At 47.3% G+C, this 17,077-nt stretch carries 14 protein-coding genes; all 14 read right to left on the bottom strand.

What is annotated here, in order from left to right; genetic code table 11:
• Positions 1–201: 201 nt before the first annotated feature.
• On the bottom strand, positions 202–717 hold the full coding sequence (locus MHZ95_RS06705; protein WP_239389804.1) for a MogA/MoaB family molybdenum cofactor biosynthesis protein: 516 nt from the start codon (positions 715–717) through the stop codon (positions 202–204).
• A gap of 15 nt (positions 718–732) precedes the next feature.
• A complete protein-coding gene (locus tag MHZ95_RS06700; RefSeq protein ID WP_239389801.1) occupies positions 733–1,752 on the bottom strand; it encodes a ThiF family adenylyltransferase in 1,020 nt (339 codons plus the stop codon).
• 76 nt (positions 1,753–1,828) lie between these two features.
• Complete coding sequence (locus MHZ95_RS06695; protein ID WP_239389800.1) at positions 1,829–3,343, bottom strand: nitrate/nitrite transporter; 1,515 nt, start codon at positions 3,341–3,343, stop codon at positions 1,829–1,831.
• Between the two features lie 184 nt (positions 3,344–3,527).
• Positions 3,528–4,055 carry a hemerythrin domain-containing protein gene (locus tag MHZ95_RS06690; RefSeq protein WP_239389799.1) on the bottom strand — a complete coding sequence of 176 codons (528 nt, stop codon included), beginning with the start codon at positions 4,053–4,055 and terminating at the stop codon, positions 3,528–3,530.
• Positions 4,056–4,076: 21 nt separating this feature from the next.
• Positions 4,077–4,724: a response regulator gene (locus tag MHZ95_RS06685; protein ID WP_239389797.1), complete on the bottom strand. Its 648-nt coding sequence runs from the start codon at positions 4,722–4,724 to the stop codon at positions 4,077–4,079.
• Positions 4,702–5,787, bottom strand: a complete 1,086-nt coding sequence (locus MHZ95_RS06680) for a PAS domain-containing sensor histidine kinase (RefSeq protein WP_239389795.1) — start codon at positions 5,785–5,787, stop codon at positions 4,702–4,704. Before MHZ95_RS06680 ends, MHZ95_RS06685 begins: the two co-directional genes overlap by 23 nt.
• The gene (locus tag MHZ95_RS06675; protein WP_239389793.1) at positions 5,784–6,248 is read right to left on the bottom strand and encodes a GAF domain-containing protein; all 465 of its coding nucleotides are present in this window, start codon (positions 6,246–6,248) and stop codon (positions 5,784–5,786) included. The genes MHZ95_RS06680 and MHZ95_RS06675 overlap by 4 nt, the downstream gene beginning before the upstream one ends.
• Positions 6,249–6,295: 47 nt before the next feature.
• Positions 6,296–6,976 (bottom strand): respiratory nitrate reductase subunit gamma, encoded by a 681-nt coding sequence (gene narI / locus MHZ95_RS06670; RefSeq protein ID WP_239389792.1) that lies wholly within the window; start codon positions 6,974–6,976, stop codon positions 6,296–6,298.
• Positions 6,969–7,538 carry a nitrate reductase molybdenum cofactor assembly chaperone gene (gene narJ / locus MHZ95_RS06665; protein WP_239389791.1) on the bottom strand — a complete coding sequence of 190 codons (570 nt, stop codon included), beginning with the start codon at positions 7,536–7,538 and terminating at the stop codon, positions 6,969–6,971. The genes narI and narJ overlap by 8 nt, the downstream gene beginning before the upstream one ends.
• Positions 7,531–9,129, bottom strand: coding sequence for a nitrate reductase subunit beta (gene narH / locus MHZ95_RS06660; protein WP_239389790.1), 1,599 nt, complete (start codon positions 9,127–9,129; stop codon positions 7,531–7,533). Before narH ends, narJ begins: the two co-directional genes overlap by 8 nt.
• Positions 9,119–12,805: a nitrate reductase subunit alpha gene (locus MHZ95_RS06655; RefSeq protein WP_239389788.1), complete on the bottom strand. Its 3,687-nt coding sequence runs from the start codon at positions 12,803–12,805 to the stop codon at positions 9,119–9,121. Before MHZ95_RS06655 ends, narH begins: the two co-directional genes overlap by 11 nt.
• Positions 12,806–13,284: 479 nt before the next feature.
• Positions 13,285–14,346 (bottom strand): ribonucleotide-diphosphate reductase subunit beta, encoded by a 1,062-nt coding sequence (locus MHZ95_RS06650; protein ID WP_239389785.1) that lies wholly within the window; start codon positions 14,344–14,346, stop codon positions 13,285–13,287.
• Positions 14,301–14,744, bottom strand: coding sequence for a flavodoxin (locus tag MHZ95_RS06645; protein WP_239389970.1), 444 nt, complete (start codon positions 14,742–14,744; stop codon positions 14,301–14,303). The genes MHZ95_RS06650 and MHZ95_RS06645 overlap by 46 nt, the downstream gene beginning before the upstream one ends.
• Complete coding sequence (locus tag MHZ95_RS06640) at positions 14,729–16,951, bottom strand: ribonucleoside-diphosphate reductase subunit alpha (protein WP_239389782.1); 2,223 nt, start codon at positions 16,949–16,951, stop codon at positions 14,729–14,731. Before MHZ95_RS06640 ends, MHZ95_RS06645 begins: the two co-directional genes overlap by 16 nt.
• Positions 16,952–17,077: the final 126 nt, after the last annotated feature.

The following is a 17,077-nucleotide window of genomic DNA, read 5'->3' as shown; positions in this document are numbered from 1 at the left end:
GCCCGCTTAGACGCGACAGGCATAAGTCGAATCAAGGAAGGCAGTCAAAGAACGCCGCGTCCTGCGGCAATGACTGCATGACCTACATCCTGTAGGCCCACGTGGCGCTCTTTGCCACATAGCTAAATTGCTTATGACCCGAGCGTCTGGCCGCCGGAGTCTGGACAATCGACATGCATAAGGATGCTTCACGCATCCTTTTTATTCTTCCAAATGCTTCGTCAGCTCATGGACAATATGATGGATTTCAGGAAGGATCAATTTGTCCATCGCCAATTCAACTGCTTTCACGGAGCCCGGAAGCGCGAACAAAGCCTTCTGTCCAACCACACCTGCTGCCGCCCTGCTTAACAACGCTTTCGATCCAACGTCTTCCGTATAACTTAAGTAACGGAATAATTCACCGAACCCATCCAATGTTTTCGTAAAATAAGGGGTAACCGTTTCAATCGTAATATCTCTGAAACCGATCCCCGTACCGCCTGTCAGAATGATCGCATGAATTTCCGGATTGCGTAACCATTCCTCCAAGACGGACTTGATCTCCTGCTGTTCATCGTGACAGATGCGGCTTTCAAACAATCGATGTCCCGCCGACTCAAGCTTTGTCACGATGGTCCGCCCGCTACGATCATTCCCTGCATGGCGTGTGTCGCTTATCGTCAAAACACTGCAGACAAGCCTTTTTTCTTTTTCCAACTCATTGATATGCGACAAAAACCTTCCCCCCGTTTAGCCAAAAAATTGATGGTACAGCTTACGTCCTTTTTTCATATCCTTCAGTCCATGGATGAATAGACGACCATTGCCGAATAAGATGCAACGATAGCCCTCCGCATGAAATTCGACGAAAAAGGGTGTCACTTTATAAGCTGTTCCAAGCCGTTTTGCCACCTTTTCTCCATCCTCGATCGATAAGGGACGCCCCGCAGCAGGGGTGATCTGTACGGTATCCCGTCCACATAAAACCGCATAACCTGCGTCTTCCGAACTTGATAAAGAAGGATAAATCGGTAATTCCCCACATGTTTCACATACTTCGCTACGCATACGGGAAATCCCTGCTTCGACCTGTGTATTATGCCAAACATCAAAATGAAGCACTTTTTTCCGCATGGCCGTTTTATTTCCGGTCAGCCATTTGAGCGCTTCTGCACTTTGATGGGCTGCCGTAATTTGAACGGCGGGCGCGATAATCCCGACTGTATCGCAAGTTTCATTGACAGACGGCAAAACGGGAAGCAAGCAACGGAAACAAGCCGACTCGCCCGGTATGAAAGGAAATACGGTTCCCGAACTGCCGACACAGGCTCCGTACACCCACGGAATCCCTTTTTTCCATCCTACATCATTCATCAGGAGCCGTGTTTCAAAGTTATCTGTCGCATCCATTAACAAATCCGCATCTTTCGCGATTTCCTCCAATAGCGGTCCATCGATGTGATCGAGAACGATGCGGATATCGCAATCTTCCCGAATGCTCTTCAACCTTCGTTCCGCTGCCACCACTTTGGGAACGCCATCACGCGCATCCTGTTCTGTAAACAATTGCTGCCTTTGTAAATTCGACGGTTCCACATAGTCCCGGTCCGCAATCGTCAATCGGCCGATCCCTGCACGGACGAGTGTCTCTGCAATCGATGACCCTAATGCGCCGCAGCCGATCATCACTACATGCGCCTTACTCAACTGCTCCTGTCCAGCCTGCCCGACAGGCTTGAACAATGTCTGTCTCGAATAACGATTCTCCAACAAGACCCTCCCCCTTCAAGCAAAAACTGTTCACAACTACCCTTCCGATCGCTAAAAACGAAGCAAGGGCTTCCGGTCAAATTGACCGGCTGCCCTTCACGTCCATCGGTGTGATATCACTGAACGTTCCGACATATCTCGTCACGTCTCCAGAATCATCTTTTACCGCACTGATGGATAGTAACTCTAAATATTCTTCTCCGTTTTTTCGTTTATTCCATACTTTTCCTTGCCATAAACCTTCTTGACCGATTTGACTCCACATCGTCGTATAGAACTCTTTCGACTGACGTCCCGAACTTAATAGATTCGGATTTCGGCCAAGCACTTCCTCTTCAGTATACCCGGTCAATCTTGTAAATGCCGGATTAACGGATTGAATCGTTCCGCTAACATCCGTAACAAGAATTCCTTGACCTGTTGAGTTGAATACTTCTTTCGCCGTCGTAACCCGATCCATATAATAGAGCCAAACGACAAGGACTAAGCTGACCAATGCCACTTGCGAAAACGCCATGAAGCCAATGGAATAGGATCCTGTCATGGAATGGATGGTAGCGAGAAGCAAAGGAGGGAAGAATCCGCCTAGTCCTCCCATCATCGATACAATCCCATTGACGATTCCTGCTTGTTTGTTGAAGTAAAACGGGACAAGTTTGAAGATGACGCCATTCCCGATGCCCGCCGTAATGGCGATCAACATGCTTCCTACCGTGTAAAGTCCGATCGAAGGAGAGAATGCAAGAATGATAGCACCGACAGTCAAGCCCGCAAAAACACCCATCAGCAGGAACAATGGCTGGAACTTATCCCCCAACCACCCGCCAACCGGACGGAGGATGGTCGCAACAGCGATGAATCCTGCTGTCCGCATCCCGGCATCAACTTTCTCCAAATCGAAATAAGTGACGAGGAAGTTTGGTAAAAACACCGTGAATGCAACAAAAGAACCGAATGTGATGAAATAAAACAATGAAAAGAACCAAAGTTTCTCGTTTTTATAAACACCTTTGATCTGCTCGATAATCGGTGTCTTCACTTTCGTCTCTTTACGATCACCGAACAAGAAGTTCAAAGCCGCAAAAACTAACAGCAGCACAAGATAAAGTTTAGCGGTCATCGCCCAACCGACTTGGGCTGCGATGACAGGCGCCGCAAAGGTTGAAATGGCTGTCCCGATATTACCGGCACCATAGATCCCATTGACGAGGCCAAGTTTCTCTTTCGGATAATACTTCGGCAGCGATGTTACTCCGACTGAGAAAACCGCACCGCCGATCCCGAGAAACGTACCGCCGATTATGAGGTCCACGTACGTCGAGGCCTCACTTATGTAAAACACAGGGAATAACAATAAAACAAAGCTGACGAGAAAGATGATTCTCGCACCGAAAATATTAGCATAATAACCGAGTGGAATTCTTAAAATCGATCCCAAAATGACGGGTACAGCTGTTACGATGGCCACTTTCTCTGCTGGAATCGCAATTTCTTCCTGAATGTAGGGTAACAAGGATGAAATCAAGACCCACACCATGAACCCGACAACTAAGTTCGCCGTCTGCAACGGCAACTGTATTTTTCTTATCATTTCAATCAGTCCAATCCTATTAGAAATTTAACTTGACTCAGCAAAAGTCCCCCACTTCCATAAAGTGATGGAATAAATGCCGAAATGCCTTTTGATCTCTAAATTGATTGTAGCGATTTACTCATCTAGAAACGATTGGGCGCCCCCCTATTATCGGCTAGGGAAATCCCTCAATTTGCCTTCATCACAAAATCGAAGTATACAGTTGTTCATACAGCCTATCCTGCTCTTCGATCCGAAGGACATTATTGACCATCGGAAACAGAACCGATTCCTCCTTGATGAAGTGGACAGTGATGACTTCGAAAGCCTCTCCTGCATCGCGGACGACGTCTTTCATCTCCTGCATCGTCAATTCCTCGATTCCCCTTAGCGTATGGTGCAGAAAATGACCGATATAAGCATCGATCTCTTCATGCTCTTCCTCTGTCACCTGCACCGGCCCTTGCTCATCTCCTACATAGAGGGCGAGCATCGGAAAGAGAAATTCCTCTTCTTTTTCCGTATGTTTTTTGTAGGGATCGATAAATTCGACAATCCGTTTACGAAGCTCCCGCAATGCTTCACGCCCTTCCTCGACGGAATAGGCATCGCGTTCAAATCCAAGGACAATCCCATGCCACTCTTCCATTAAATAGGACAAATACTGATGTTCATTTTCAAGCACACGCAATGCCGGAAGTTCAAACTTGAACCTTTTGGTGACCGTCAATGTTTGCCCACCTCGCAATCCTTAAAAGTTCAAAAACTTTTTCCTTAATGCATATTCGACCAGCTCGGGTCGGCTTTTCAACTGCAGTTTTTCCATAATCTTCGCCTTATGCGCCTCAACTGTTTTTACAGATATATAGAGCTTTTGCGCGATTTCTTTATTGCCATACCCTTTCGCGACGAGCGGCAATACTTCAATTTCACGTTTCGATAGAATCTTGAATGGATCTGTCTCCACGCCATCCCCGTCTTTTTTGACAAATTCTCGTACGAGCGAAGTCGCCATCGTCGGATGGATGTATGTTCCACCTTCATAGACAATCCGGATGGCCGCCAACAACTCTTCATCCGGTGAATTTTTCAAGACATAGCCGGACGCTCCATTCTTCAAGACATGGAACAAATACTCCTCATCATCATGCATCGTCAAAATAAGGATTTTCGTTTCCGGAAAATCTTCGTGGATCTTGCCCGTTGCAATAAGCCCACTTTCCCCCGGCGGCATGCTCAAGTCCATCAGCAAAAGATCCGGGCGATGTTTGGCAACGAGATCATATGCCTCTAAACCGTCCGCAGCTGTCGCAACCACTTCCATATCGTGCTGGAAGTTCAAAATATGCATGAAGCCGCTACGAACGACCGCATGATCATCCGCGATTATGATCTTCAACGAGTGCTCCCCCTTTTCGTAAAGGTATTTCTAATTGTATCCGGGTACCTTTTCCCGGTGCGGATGCAATCGTCAGTTGTCCTTCCGCCAGTTCTGCCCGCTCCCGCATCCCATATAACCCGAGACCGGTCCCTTTCGGTTGAACAATATTCAGATCGAACCCTGCGCCTTGATCGGCAACGTGTAACTGTAAAGCTTCGTTTTCTTCGAAAAGACGGACGTTTACCTCATCGACGTCTGCATATTTCAGCGCATTGAATACCGCTTCCTGACAGATTCGGTAGACGACTGTTTCAACCTCGCCTTCAAATCGTTTGGATTCTAATTCGGATGTGAAATGAACGACAAGCCCATAATTCTTTTCAATCCATTTGAAATGGGTTCTAAATGCTGCTTCAAGTCCTAAATCATCCAGCGCGGCCGGTCTTAACTCGACCGATAAATGACGGATATCATCGAGTAGCCGCATCAGTGTCCCTTCCGTCTGCTGTACTTTCTGCAGTACTTCCTGATCTACATTCATATATTTCAGCACCCGGAGTTCAACAAGGGAACTGAGCATTTCCTGCGCCACACCATCATGCAATTCCCTTGAAATGCGTTTTCGTTCATCTTCTTGTGCCTTGATGACATTTTTCATCATCATTTTCTGATTGAGCATTTCTTGCGTTTTAAATTGCTTCGTTAAATCCCGCAACATGAAAACCCGAATGCCGTTTTCCACATCGATCGTCTGGTAACTAGCCGTATAAGGGATAACCCCTTTCCCTTTCGTATCTAAGTATACTTGGAAGGAACTGATATCTTGTTGGGGGTTCTTCATATAACAGGACATGCACGTCTGCATTTCCTGTTCGCTCGTATACCCTTTACAAGTCAGACAAATCGCTTCTTTATCACCCGCAGCCATCCGATCCAACACTTCCGCATCCAATATGAGCTCTGCTGCATGGTTCAGCGCGATCACTTTTCCATGCCGATCAAAAAAGAAAATTGCTTCGGCAGAGTTTTCGAATAGCTTCAACAGCAGATCATTTAACTGGGCATCACTTACACGTATCAACTTTCGATCCTCTCCCCACTGGTATAGGGTCCGATTTGCGTCTCGATCACACGACGGAATTGTGCAAATGCTTCAGCAGACAGTTCACCGACGGATCGGTACCCTACAAGCAACACCCCTTGGACGCGGTTGGATTGATAAAGAGGGATGGCACCAAAACTTTTCAACCCTTCCACATCGATAATCGGATAATTGAACAAATCCCTGCTTCCAAGCACCTTTTCCGTATTGTCCACGAGAAATGGTTTACCCGACTTAAAAACATGCCCCGCAATACCTTTCCCGCTCTGTAAAACAATTCTCCGATAGCGTTCACTGCGATTGCCAATGGCGTATGTCCAACGCAATTCAAAACGGCGTTCAGCGGACTGAACGAGTGCCACACCGACAAAGTCAAAACCAAAATCCTCTTTGATCTGCTCTATCTTCTCTTGAAAATCAAATCGATCATGTTTTCTCATCGTCCTATACTCCCTATATAGAAAAAGGCGCTCCCACCCTTTTCCCCTTAATTTGTACGATTCTTTCTATACAGGATATAGCTTCTTCCTACGTAATTCAACGGAACACTCCATACGTGAACCAACCTTGTAAAAGGCCACATCGCAAAAATGAGAAATCCGGTTAACACGTGCAGTTGGAACGCCAACGGAACAGCAGACATGTACGCCGCTTCCGGACGGAAAATCAGAAGCGAACGGAACCAAACTGAAATCGAATCCCGATAATCGAACTCAGGCTGTACCGCGTTTGTCACAACAACACTGTAAATGCCCAAGAACACGATGAGCAACAGCAGTGAATTGACAATCAGATCGGAAGCCGAAGACAATTGGCGTACATTTTTCAAGGCGAAACGCCGCCATGTCAAAATCACCATGCCGATCAACGTCATAAATCCGAATAAACCGCCGACCCAAATCGCTCCCATATGGTAGAGATGGTCGCTGATGCCAAGTGCACGTGTCCATTCTTTCGGGATACCGAGCCCGACAACATGACCTGCAATCACCGGAATGATCCCGACGTGAAATAAAATACTGCCGATCATCAGCTGCTTCTTCTCGATGAATTCACTTGATTTTGCCGTCCAACCGAACTGATCGTTCCGGTATCTGAAAATATGGCCGACAATGAACGTCGCCATGCAAATATAAGGGAATATGACCCATAGAAATTGATTAGTCATTGGCCGTTTCCTCCTGCCGAATGCAAGATTTGAATGTTTCCCTCATCCCTTTGATAAGGTGGAAATAAGGGCTGTTATGCTTTTCGAGCGCCTTCATCAAATGATAGGTGCCGTCTTCCATCACCGCGAGCAGCATGGAAAAACTTTGTTGCGCCCGTGGATCTCCCAGCCATTCAGCGGCATAGATAAATTCACACATGAGCGGTAGAAAATCCGATAACTCGCTATCTGGCATATCCAGTCCGAACATCTCATAGAGCACTTTCAATCTCGCTAACATTTGACCGCGCTCTTTTGCATCTTCGTATTTCACAAAGGTCATGAACAGCGTCGTCTCTTTTTGGAAATCAAATGTGGACGTATACATCTCCTGGATTTCATCGAAGCTGTATGTATACATCTGTTCCCAATAGGTTTTGACCGCTGGGTAAGCCGGATGGGAAGAGTCAAAAGACTCTTCCATGACCGACGGATGAAAGCTGAGCTTCTCTGGATAGGACAACTGATATGCGAAAAAACCGAAAGCCTGCTTCTCTTCGTATAGCTTTTGCAGATCAATCACGCCAGATCCCCCCATAGAAGTTCTCTTCGTAAATTTCCTTTCCGGATTTCATCGGAGAGACCGGGCCGCAACCGTCACACCCTCCATCCGCTCCCATAGTGGAATAGCTGAACTGGCTTTGGTTCATGCCCATATTGTAATCCCCCATTTCCGTATAACCTGCGGAACCTTGGGAACGGTACATGTTCATATGCCCTTCCTTATGGGAAGTTGGGATGACGAAGCGGTCTTCATACTTTGCAAGAGCCAGCAATCTATACATCTGTTTGGTCTGTTGCGCTGTCAGACCGACCCGCTCAAGACGGGACTCATCAAATTCTTTCCCTGAACTCATCGCTCTCATATAAGAACGCATCATCGCCATACGTTGCAGTGACCCTTTCACGGTTTCTGTATCCCCCGCTGTCAACATATTGGCAAGGTATTGGATCGGAATCCGCATTTCCTCGATTGCCGGGAAAATCATATCCGGATTTTTGATCGAATCTTTCCCTTCAAAATAGTTCATGATCGGGCTAAGTGGCGGTACATACCACACCATCGGCAATGTCCGGTATTCAGGGTGAAGCGGAAATGCTAATTTGTATTCGATCGCCAGTTTGTACACCGGGGAATTTTGTGCCGCTTCGATCCATTCCTCCGCCAAACCATCCCGTCTTGCCTGTTCAATAACTTCCGGGTCATTCGGATCAAGGAACAGATCGCATTGCGCTTTGTATAGATCCTTTTCATCCGGTGTAGCGGCGGCTTCAAGGACACGGTCTGCATCATATAGCAAGACGCCTAAGTACCGGATCCGTCCTGTACAAGTTTCGGAACAAACCGTTGGCAAGCCTGATTCGATCCGCGGGAAACAGAATGTACACTTCTCCGCTTTATTTGTTTTCCAGTTGAAGTAGACTTTCTTATACGGGCAGCCCGTCATGCAATAGCGCCAGCCACGGCATGCTTCTTGATCGACAAGAACGATTCCATCCTCATCCCGCTTATACATCGCACCGGATGGACATGATGCAACGCAACTTGGATTGAGGCAATGTTCGCAAAGTCTTGGCAAATACATCATGAATGCCTGCTCAAAGTTGAACTTGATCTCTTCCTCGATTTTTTGGATATTCGGGTCGGTCGGTCCTGTTACGTGCGCACCAGCTAACTGGTCTTCCCAGTTCGGACCCCATTCTAGGTCCATATATTCGCCTGATACGACAGATTTCGCGCGCGCGACAGGCGTATGCTCGCTGTCGCCGGCCATCGTCAATTTTTCATAATCATACGTCCACGGTTCATAGTAATCTTTCATTTCCGGCATATCCGGGTTGTAGAAGATTTTACCGAGTGCGATCTTCGATAACTTGGATCCGGATTTCAACTCCAACTTACCATTGCGGAGATTCCATCCACCTTTATAGAGCTCTTGGTCTTCCCACCGTTTCGGATAACCGATCCCAGGCTTTGTTTCTACGTTGTTGAACCACATATACTCGGCACCTTCACGGTTCGTCCATGTCGTTTTACAAGTGACACTACAAGTGTGACAACCGATACATTTGTCCAAGTTCATGACCATTGCAACTTGCGCTTTAATTTTCAAGCCAATTGACCTCCTTCATCTTGCGGACTGCGACGTACACATCCCGCTGATTTCCGATTGGACCATAATAATTGAAGCCGTAACTGAGCTGTGCATATCCGCCAACCATCTGTGTCGGTTTCATATGGATCCGCGTCGGCGCATTATGGCTGCCGCCACGTTCTTCTGTTATTTCTGATCCCGGTACTTGAATATGCTTATCCTGCGCGTGATACATGAACATCGTTCCTTTTGGCATTCTGTGACTGACAACGGCTCTTGCGGTCACGACGCCGTTCCGGTTATACACTTCGAGCCATTGGTTATCGGCGATGTCGTGTTCTTCCGCGTCTTCATTGGAAATCCACACTGTCGGACCGCCACGGAAAAGGGTTAGCATATGTTGATTGTCTTGGTACGTCGAGTGAATATTCCACTTGCCATGCGGTGTCAAATAGCGCAACACAAGCGAATCCTGTCCACCGATGATCTGTTTATCGCGCGGTCCGAATACCATCGGCGGCAATGTCGGTTTATAGACCGGCAACGCTTCGCCAAAGTCGAGGAAGAATTCATGGTCGATATAGAAATGCTGTCTTCCCGTCAATGTTCGGAACGGAACAAGCCGTTCGATATTCGTTGTAAACGGTGAATAGCGTCTGCCCAATTTGTTGGAACCACTAAAGACCGGCGTCGGAATGACTTCCCGCGGTTGCGCTGTAATGCCTGCGAATGTAAAACGCTCCGCAGCACGGTCCGCTGAAATATCCTTCAACTCCACACCTGTATCTTGTTCTGCCGCTTCGAAAGCCCGTTGTGAAACGCGGCCATTCGTCGCAGAGGACAATGTCAGCATCGCTTCGGCCGCCTGTTTGGCCGTATGCAATTTCGGAAGCCCGTTTTTAATAGTGTCATCGAAATAAGTGCCATTGATGCCTTTCATCATTTCGTATTCTTCCGCTACGGAGAAACTTACGCCATGAGCCCCCACTTTTCCTGTCGATAACAGCGGCCCGAGCGTCACGTATTTATCGTAAACTTTCGTGTAATCCCGCTCGACAATCGTCATGCCTGGCATTGTTTTGCCCGGTATGGCTTCCACTTCCCCTTTTTTCCAATCTTTCACTTCCCCGTAAGGCTGGGCGATCTCCTGAACGGAGTCATGTGCCAATGGCGAAGTGACCAGATCTTTGTAGATGCCAGGAAGATGCGTTTTGGCCATTTCCGAGAATGTTTGGGCGATTGTGCGATAAATATCCCAGTCCGAACGGGATTCCCAAAGCGGATCGACCGCCGGATTGAACGGATGGACAAACGGATGCATATCCGTCGATGAAAGATCGTGTTTCTCATACCATGTAGCCGCCGGTAGCACGATATCCGCGTACATGGGCGTCGCCGTCATCCGGAAATCGAGCGCAACAAGCAGATCGAGTTTCCCTTGCACTTCATCTCGCCAAACCATCTCTTCCGGCTTCACCTCTTCGTTCGGAGATGCAAGCAAACCATCTGATGCACCGAAGAGATGTTTCATGAAATATTCCTGTCCTTTTGCAGAACTGGACACAAGATTCGAACGCCAAACGAATAACGAGCGCGGGAAGTTTTCAGGTGCACCTGGATCCTCTGCTGCAAAGTGGATTTCACCGGATTTCAGCTGTTCGAGGGTATGGTTCACAATTTCTTCTGTCGATGTCTTGCCGTTTTTCGCCGCCTCTTCGGCAAATAAAAGACTGTTCTTATTGAACTGTGGATAGGACGGCAACCAACCGAGCCGTGCAGCCAGCACATTGTAATCTGCCGGGTGTTCGTAGCGTGCTTTTCCACCGGTCGGTGACATGAGCAGATCCGCACCCATTTCCTCGTACTTCCACTGATCTGTTGCAAAGTAGAAGAATGAAGTGGCGTTTTGCAGGCGCGGCGGTGCTTGCCAATCCCTTGCAAAGGCAATTGTGCTCCACCCTTCGATTGGTCGGCATTTTTCCTGACCGACATAATGCGCCCAGCCGCCTCCATTTACCCCTTGAGAAGCCGTCAACGTCACGAGATTCAAGATCGATCTGTAGATGGTATCACTGTTAAACCAATGGTTGATACCGGCCCCCATGATGATCATCGAACGTCCGCCCGTATCCAAGGCGTTCTGTGCGAATTCACGGGCAATCTGGATGACTAGCTCAGGCTTCACGCTGGTGACCTTCTCTTGCCATGCCGGTGTGTACAGCGAAGTTGCATCGTCATAACCTTGTGCTTCCAACTCACTGCCGATGCGACCGACACCGTACTGGCTGAGCATTAGATCGTAGACGGTTGTCACAAGACGTTCCGTTCCATCTTTGAAGATAACTTTTTTCACTGGAATTGGACGTCTGAACGTTCCATTTTCCACGTTATCAAAATAAGGGAAAACCATTTCCGTCCATTCCGCTTCATGATCTGCAACGGATAGGGCTGGCTCCACACGTGTGCCATCTTCATTGTCGAGAATCAAGTTCCATTTGACATCCTTTTCCCAACGCTGTCCCATCGTCCCATTCGGAACAATGATTTCATGAGTCGTTTCATCGTAGATGACAGGCTTCCACTCTGCATGCTCGGATTCGCTGCCCAAGTCACTCGCCCGCAAGAAGCGTCCAGCTTTGTAAGAACCTTCATGCTCTTCCAACGTAATGAGGAAAGGCATATCCGTATATTGCTTCGCATAATTCAAGAACATCGGCTCTTTGCGCTGCTCGTAAAATTCATCTAAAATGACATGGGTCATCGCTTGCGCGACGGCGGCATCCGTTCCCGGATTGGCCGCAATCCAGTCATCCGCATGCGTCACACTTTCTGCATAGTCCGGTGCGACAGAAACAACTTTCGTCCCTTTGTAGCGCACTTCCGTCATGAAATGGGCGTCCGGCGTTCTCGTTAATGGAACATTCGATCCCCACATAATGAGGTAACCTGCGTTGAACCAATCACTGGATTCTGGCACATCTGTCTGTTCACCCCAAATTTGCGGGGAAGACGGAGGTAAATCCGCATACCAATCGTAGAAGCTTAACATCTCGCCACCTAGTAGGGAGATGAAGCGTGCACCGGATGCATAGCTGATCATCGACATTGCCGGGATTGGCGTGAATCCGGCAATCCGATCCGGACCGTATTTGCGGATCGTATAAATGAGTTGTGCGGAAATGAGCATCGTCGCATCCCGCCAGTTGACGCGGACATGCCCGCCTTTGCCGCGCGCTTTTTTGTAGGCATCCGCTTGCTCAGGGTTTTCCACTATGCTTGCCCACGCTTTCACAGGATCATGATGCTCGGCTAGCGCCTGACTCCACATGCGCCACAGTTTCCCGCGTATGTACGGATATTTCACACGAAGCGGACTATATTCGTACCAGGAAAACGAAGCGCCCCGTGGACATCCTCTCGGCTCGAATTCGGGCATATCCGGCCCGCAAGAAGGATAGTCAATCTGCTGATTTTCCCAAGTGATAATGCCGTTCTTTACAAATACTTTCCAACTGCAGGAGCCGGTACAGTTGACACCATGCGTTGTACGGACGACTTTGTCATGAGACCAACGTTGGCGATACATGTTTTCCCATTCTCTGCTTTTCTCTTCCAAAATGGACCAATTTCCAGAATAGCGCTCAACCGGCTTAAAATAATTTAATCCAAACGCTTTCTTCCTCGGATTCTTCATCGGCAAAACTCACTCCTTTATCAAAATAGCTTCGGAAAGATGTAGATTGTTAAGACTAGAATTACGAACAGGTTACATGCATGATTATCAATTTTTAGATGATTCGGAGATCAATATCCTTACTCATCCCTATACCCATAACTCTAAAGTTTAGTCATCATTCTTTCTATTGGGGAATGCCCTATATCCATTCCCGACTTCCCTTAAGACAGCAAAAAACCACCCTGTCTAAAAATAGATAAGGTGGCTCTGCAGTTGAAAAATAGGCAATACCCTATTGAACTATCAATTACGCCTCGGCGTAATTGCGTCCAGATTTTGAATTGAGCAAAGCTCAATTAACTCCTTTCAAAATCTGTGACATCCGCCGGAGGCTTTATCTTCATTCAGCAACTGGCACTTCACTTTCAGTACAAAACATTTGCTGAATGAAGATAAAAAGAGAGTACACGTTTTTCATGCACTCTCTTTTCGCTCTATTATAAATCGTCAAATCCGTTCAAATCACTTGTCTTGACGTATTGACGAGATGTTTGTTCAAAGAAATCGGTTTTCGTATCATCAAAGCTATCCACATAAGCACGGATCCATTTCATCGGATTATCGGTGTATTCCGGGTAGATTTCACTTAACCCTAACATGCGCAGCATCTTATTGGCACGGTATTTAACATAGCCCGCCATTTCTTCAAGATCGATGCCTTCGATATCCGCAAGGACATACTGACTCCAGATTGTTTCCTGTTCAACGGAATGACGGAATTGATCATAGATCCACTCTGTAAATTCTTCTGTGTTATACTCTGGATTCTCCGCAAGCGCTGCACGGAAAATATCACTGATCGCTTTCCCGTGTTGCAGTTCATCACGATTTATATATGAAATCATAGTCGATGTACCGACCATTTTTTGATGGCGAGCCAAATTATAGAAAAAGGCGAAGCCACTATAGAAAAACAATCCTTCTAGCAACGTCGTGTAGACCATCGCTTTCAATGCCGACTCGATTGTCGGACGCTCAGCAAACTCATTGTAAACCTCAACGATCCGCTCATTGCGTCGCATCAACACTTCATCCGTGCGTCCCATCTCAAACGAAGCCAGTTGCTTATCAAGCGTTGTGACAGACGAAAGGACATACGCATAGCTGTGGTTATGCTCACTTTCCTGATCGGCAATCGTTGCCATCAATGATTTCACCGATGGATCCGTCGTAAAATCAGAAAGTTTCGCTGCGACATCTGTTTGTGGACCGTCGAGTGTAGCAAGCAAACCGATGATTTTAAGAAAAGCATCCTTTTCCCGCTCCGTCATCGTTGGAAACTGTTTGACGTCCTGTGTCATATCCACTTCGTTCGCTGTCCAAAAAAGTGCACGAATTTGTTGGCGTAATGTATAGAAATGCGGATGGGCAAGATCATTCCAATTGAGGATGCCACTTGCTTTTCCGCCGAAAATTGCTGTAGATTTGTTCGGATTTGCTGGTTCAATGACCTTTACTCGTTTAAGTATTTCCAATGTTGAATAACCCCTTTCGACCATTCGATCACTTTCTCTTCCTGTACACCGCGTGGGCTTTGTTCGATTTGAAGCGGCTCATAACCCGATTCATAGAATCGTGCCAATTTCACTGCGGCATGGCAAAACAATGCATCGCCTCCGAATTGGGTATCCCCCGTTCCGAAGACGTAAACATTGTCGGGTTTATAGCCGATATCTGCGACGAAATCTTTCACTTCATGAGGTGTAGCGCCTTTATCCCATGTAAAGGATCCGATGAGCATCGCATCGTATTGACGGGGATCCGGAATCGCAATCCCTCCGCCAATTCGATGCATCGTAACGGCAATGCCGCTACTTATCAACGTTTCCTCAATAAGCTCCGCAACTTCCTGAGTATTTCCACTCCACGAAGCGTAGGCGATTAAGAATGACACCATTCGCACTCTTCGATATCCGCCGCAGTCGAACGCGTATAATACGTCGTTTTCATCCCGGATTTCCATGCTTGGATATGCAGGTTCAGAAGAACGGAAGCACGGATATTATTCGGTACATACAAGTTGAACGAAATCGATTGGTCAATATGGCGTTGTCTTGCCGCGTTCTGTTTAACGGACCAGCGCTGATCGACGATATACGCAGAACGACGGTAGACGTCATACGTACGGTGATTCAGATCAGGTGCGACGACCGGCAATTTATAGTCTTTCTTCTCTTCATGGTAAAACGGTTTGAAGATCGGGTCGATCGATGCCGTCGATCCTGCGATGACAGACGTCGAGCTATTCGGTGCAACAGCCATCAAATAGCCATTACGCATGCCGTTTTCAGCCACTTCCGCACGCAGTGCCAGCCATTCTTCCGATTCATACCCCTTGTGTTCAAAGTAAGCACCGGACTGCCATTCCGATCCTTCAAATAATGGATAAGCCCCTTTTTCTTTCGCCAATTCCGCGGAAGCTTTAATCGTCAAATAAGCAATTTTTTCGTACAGTTTATCCGCATAGTCTACGGCCTCATCCGATTCCCACTGAATATTTTTCAGTGCGAGTAAATGGTGCCAACCGAATGTACCAAGACCGATACCACGATAGCGTGAGTTCGTCCGCTGTGCTTGGACAACCGGAATTTTGTTCAAATCAATAACATTATCAAGCATGCGCACTTGGATGGAAATCAGTCTTTCCAATGCATCTTCCGGAACTGCGCGTCCCAGGTTGATGGATGATAAGTTACAAACAACGAAATCGCCCGGTTTCGAACGTGAAACGACAATATCATCTTCCAATGTGACAGATTCAAATTGCGTAGCACTCATGTTTTGCATGATCTCTGAGCAGAGGTTCGAAGAATAGATCATTCCTTCATGCTTGTTGGCATTGGCACGGTTCACTTCATCTCGATAGAACATGAACGGCACGCCTGTCTCAAGCTGGCTGCGCATGATGCGTTTCATGATGTCGATCGCTGGTACCGTTTCTCTGCTGAGCTCTGGATTGTTAACACATTCCTCGTATTTTTCACGGAATGAGCCCTTTCCTTTTGTCTCATCGTAAAAGTCCTCAAGCGAGTAGCCCATGACCGTGCGCACTTCATGTGGGTCGAATAAATGCCACTCCCCGCGTGCTTCCACTTGTTCCATATAAATATCCGGAAGGCAGACACCTGTGAAAATGTCATGTGCACGAAGACGCTCATCCCCATTGTTCAATTTAAGATCCAGGAATGTGAAGATATCTTTGTGCCAAACATCAAGATAGACCGCGATCGCGCCTTGACGTTGTCCGAGCTGATCAACGCTGACTGCTGTATTATTCAATTGTTTAATCCATGGAAGCACACCGCTTGAAGCACCTTTGAATCCTCGGATGGATGAACCGCGGCTCCGAACTTTCCCCATATAGACGCCGATTCCGCCGCCGTATTTCGATAAGTTGGCGACATCCGTATTGCTGTCGTAAATGCCTTGTAACGAATCGTCGACTGTATCGATGAAACAGCTCGACAACTGGCCATGCGGCTTGCCGGCATTCGCCAATGTCGGCGTTGCAACAGTCATATACAGATTGCTCATCGCCCAGTACGATTCCGCCACTTTTTCCAAGCGGTTTTCCGTCTCATCCTGCATAAGTGTCATCGCGATGATGAGCCAGCGCTCCTGTGGAAGTTCAACGGACTGTTTCGTGAAATTGATCGCAACATAACGATCCATCAACGTTTTCAAACCGATATATGTAAAGAGTTTGTCCCGTTCCGGATCAAGAAGGTTTCCAAGCGCCTCTAAATCTGTACGTGAATATTTTTCAGTCAATACAGGCGTGTACAGTCCCTGTTCCACAAGTCGGGCTACATTATCCGCAAAGTCCGTGTAAACCTTCGCTCCACGCAACTGCTCTTGACGATTGTAGACATCGCGAAGATGGATGCGTGCCGCTACAAATGTCCAATAGACCTCGGCTTCATCGATATTACTCAGCGCTTCCAATGTCATTGCCTTTGCCCATTCAGACTCGCTTCCTTCAGGATTGCGCTGTCTCCACCGGTCACTTGCAATGATCAACGGTTCAATTTTGCTAACCCCAAATTCACTTTGTAATTCATCCAATAACCGATCGATACCGGTCTTCGCAATTTTAATTGTCATGGTAATCTGTTCCCTCCATTTATTAACTAAAGCAGTCCATTTCGGTATAACTTTACGCTAACGCCCCATGGATCTGCTCCATATGGACGTGTGATCATTTATATAAGTAAGAAGTGACTGGCGCTT

Origin of the sequence: Sporosarcina sp. ACRSM, from assembly GCF_022346545.1 — a bacterium.
Taxonomy (GTDB): domain Bacteria; phylum Bacillota; class Bacilli; order Bacillales_A; family Planococcaceae; genus Sporosarcina.
The sequence above is the reverse complement of the archived record's forward strand: the minus strand, read 5'-3'. Positions and strand labels throughout refer to the sequence as shown.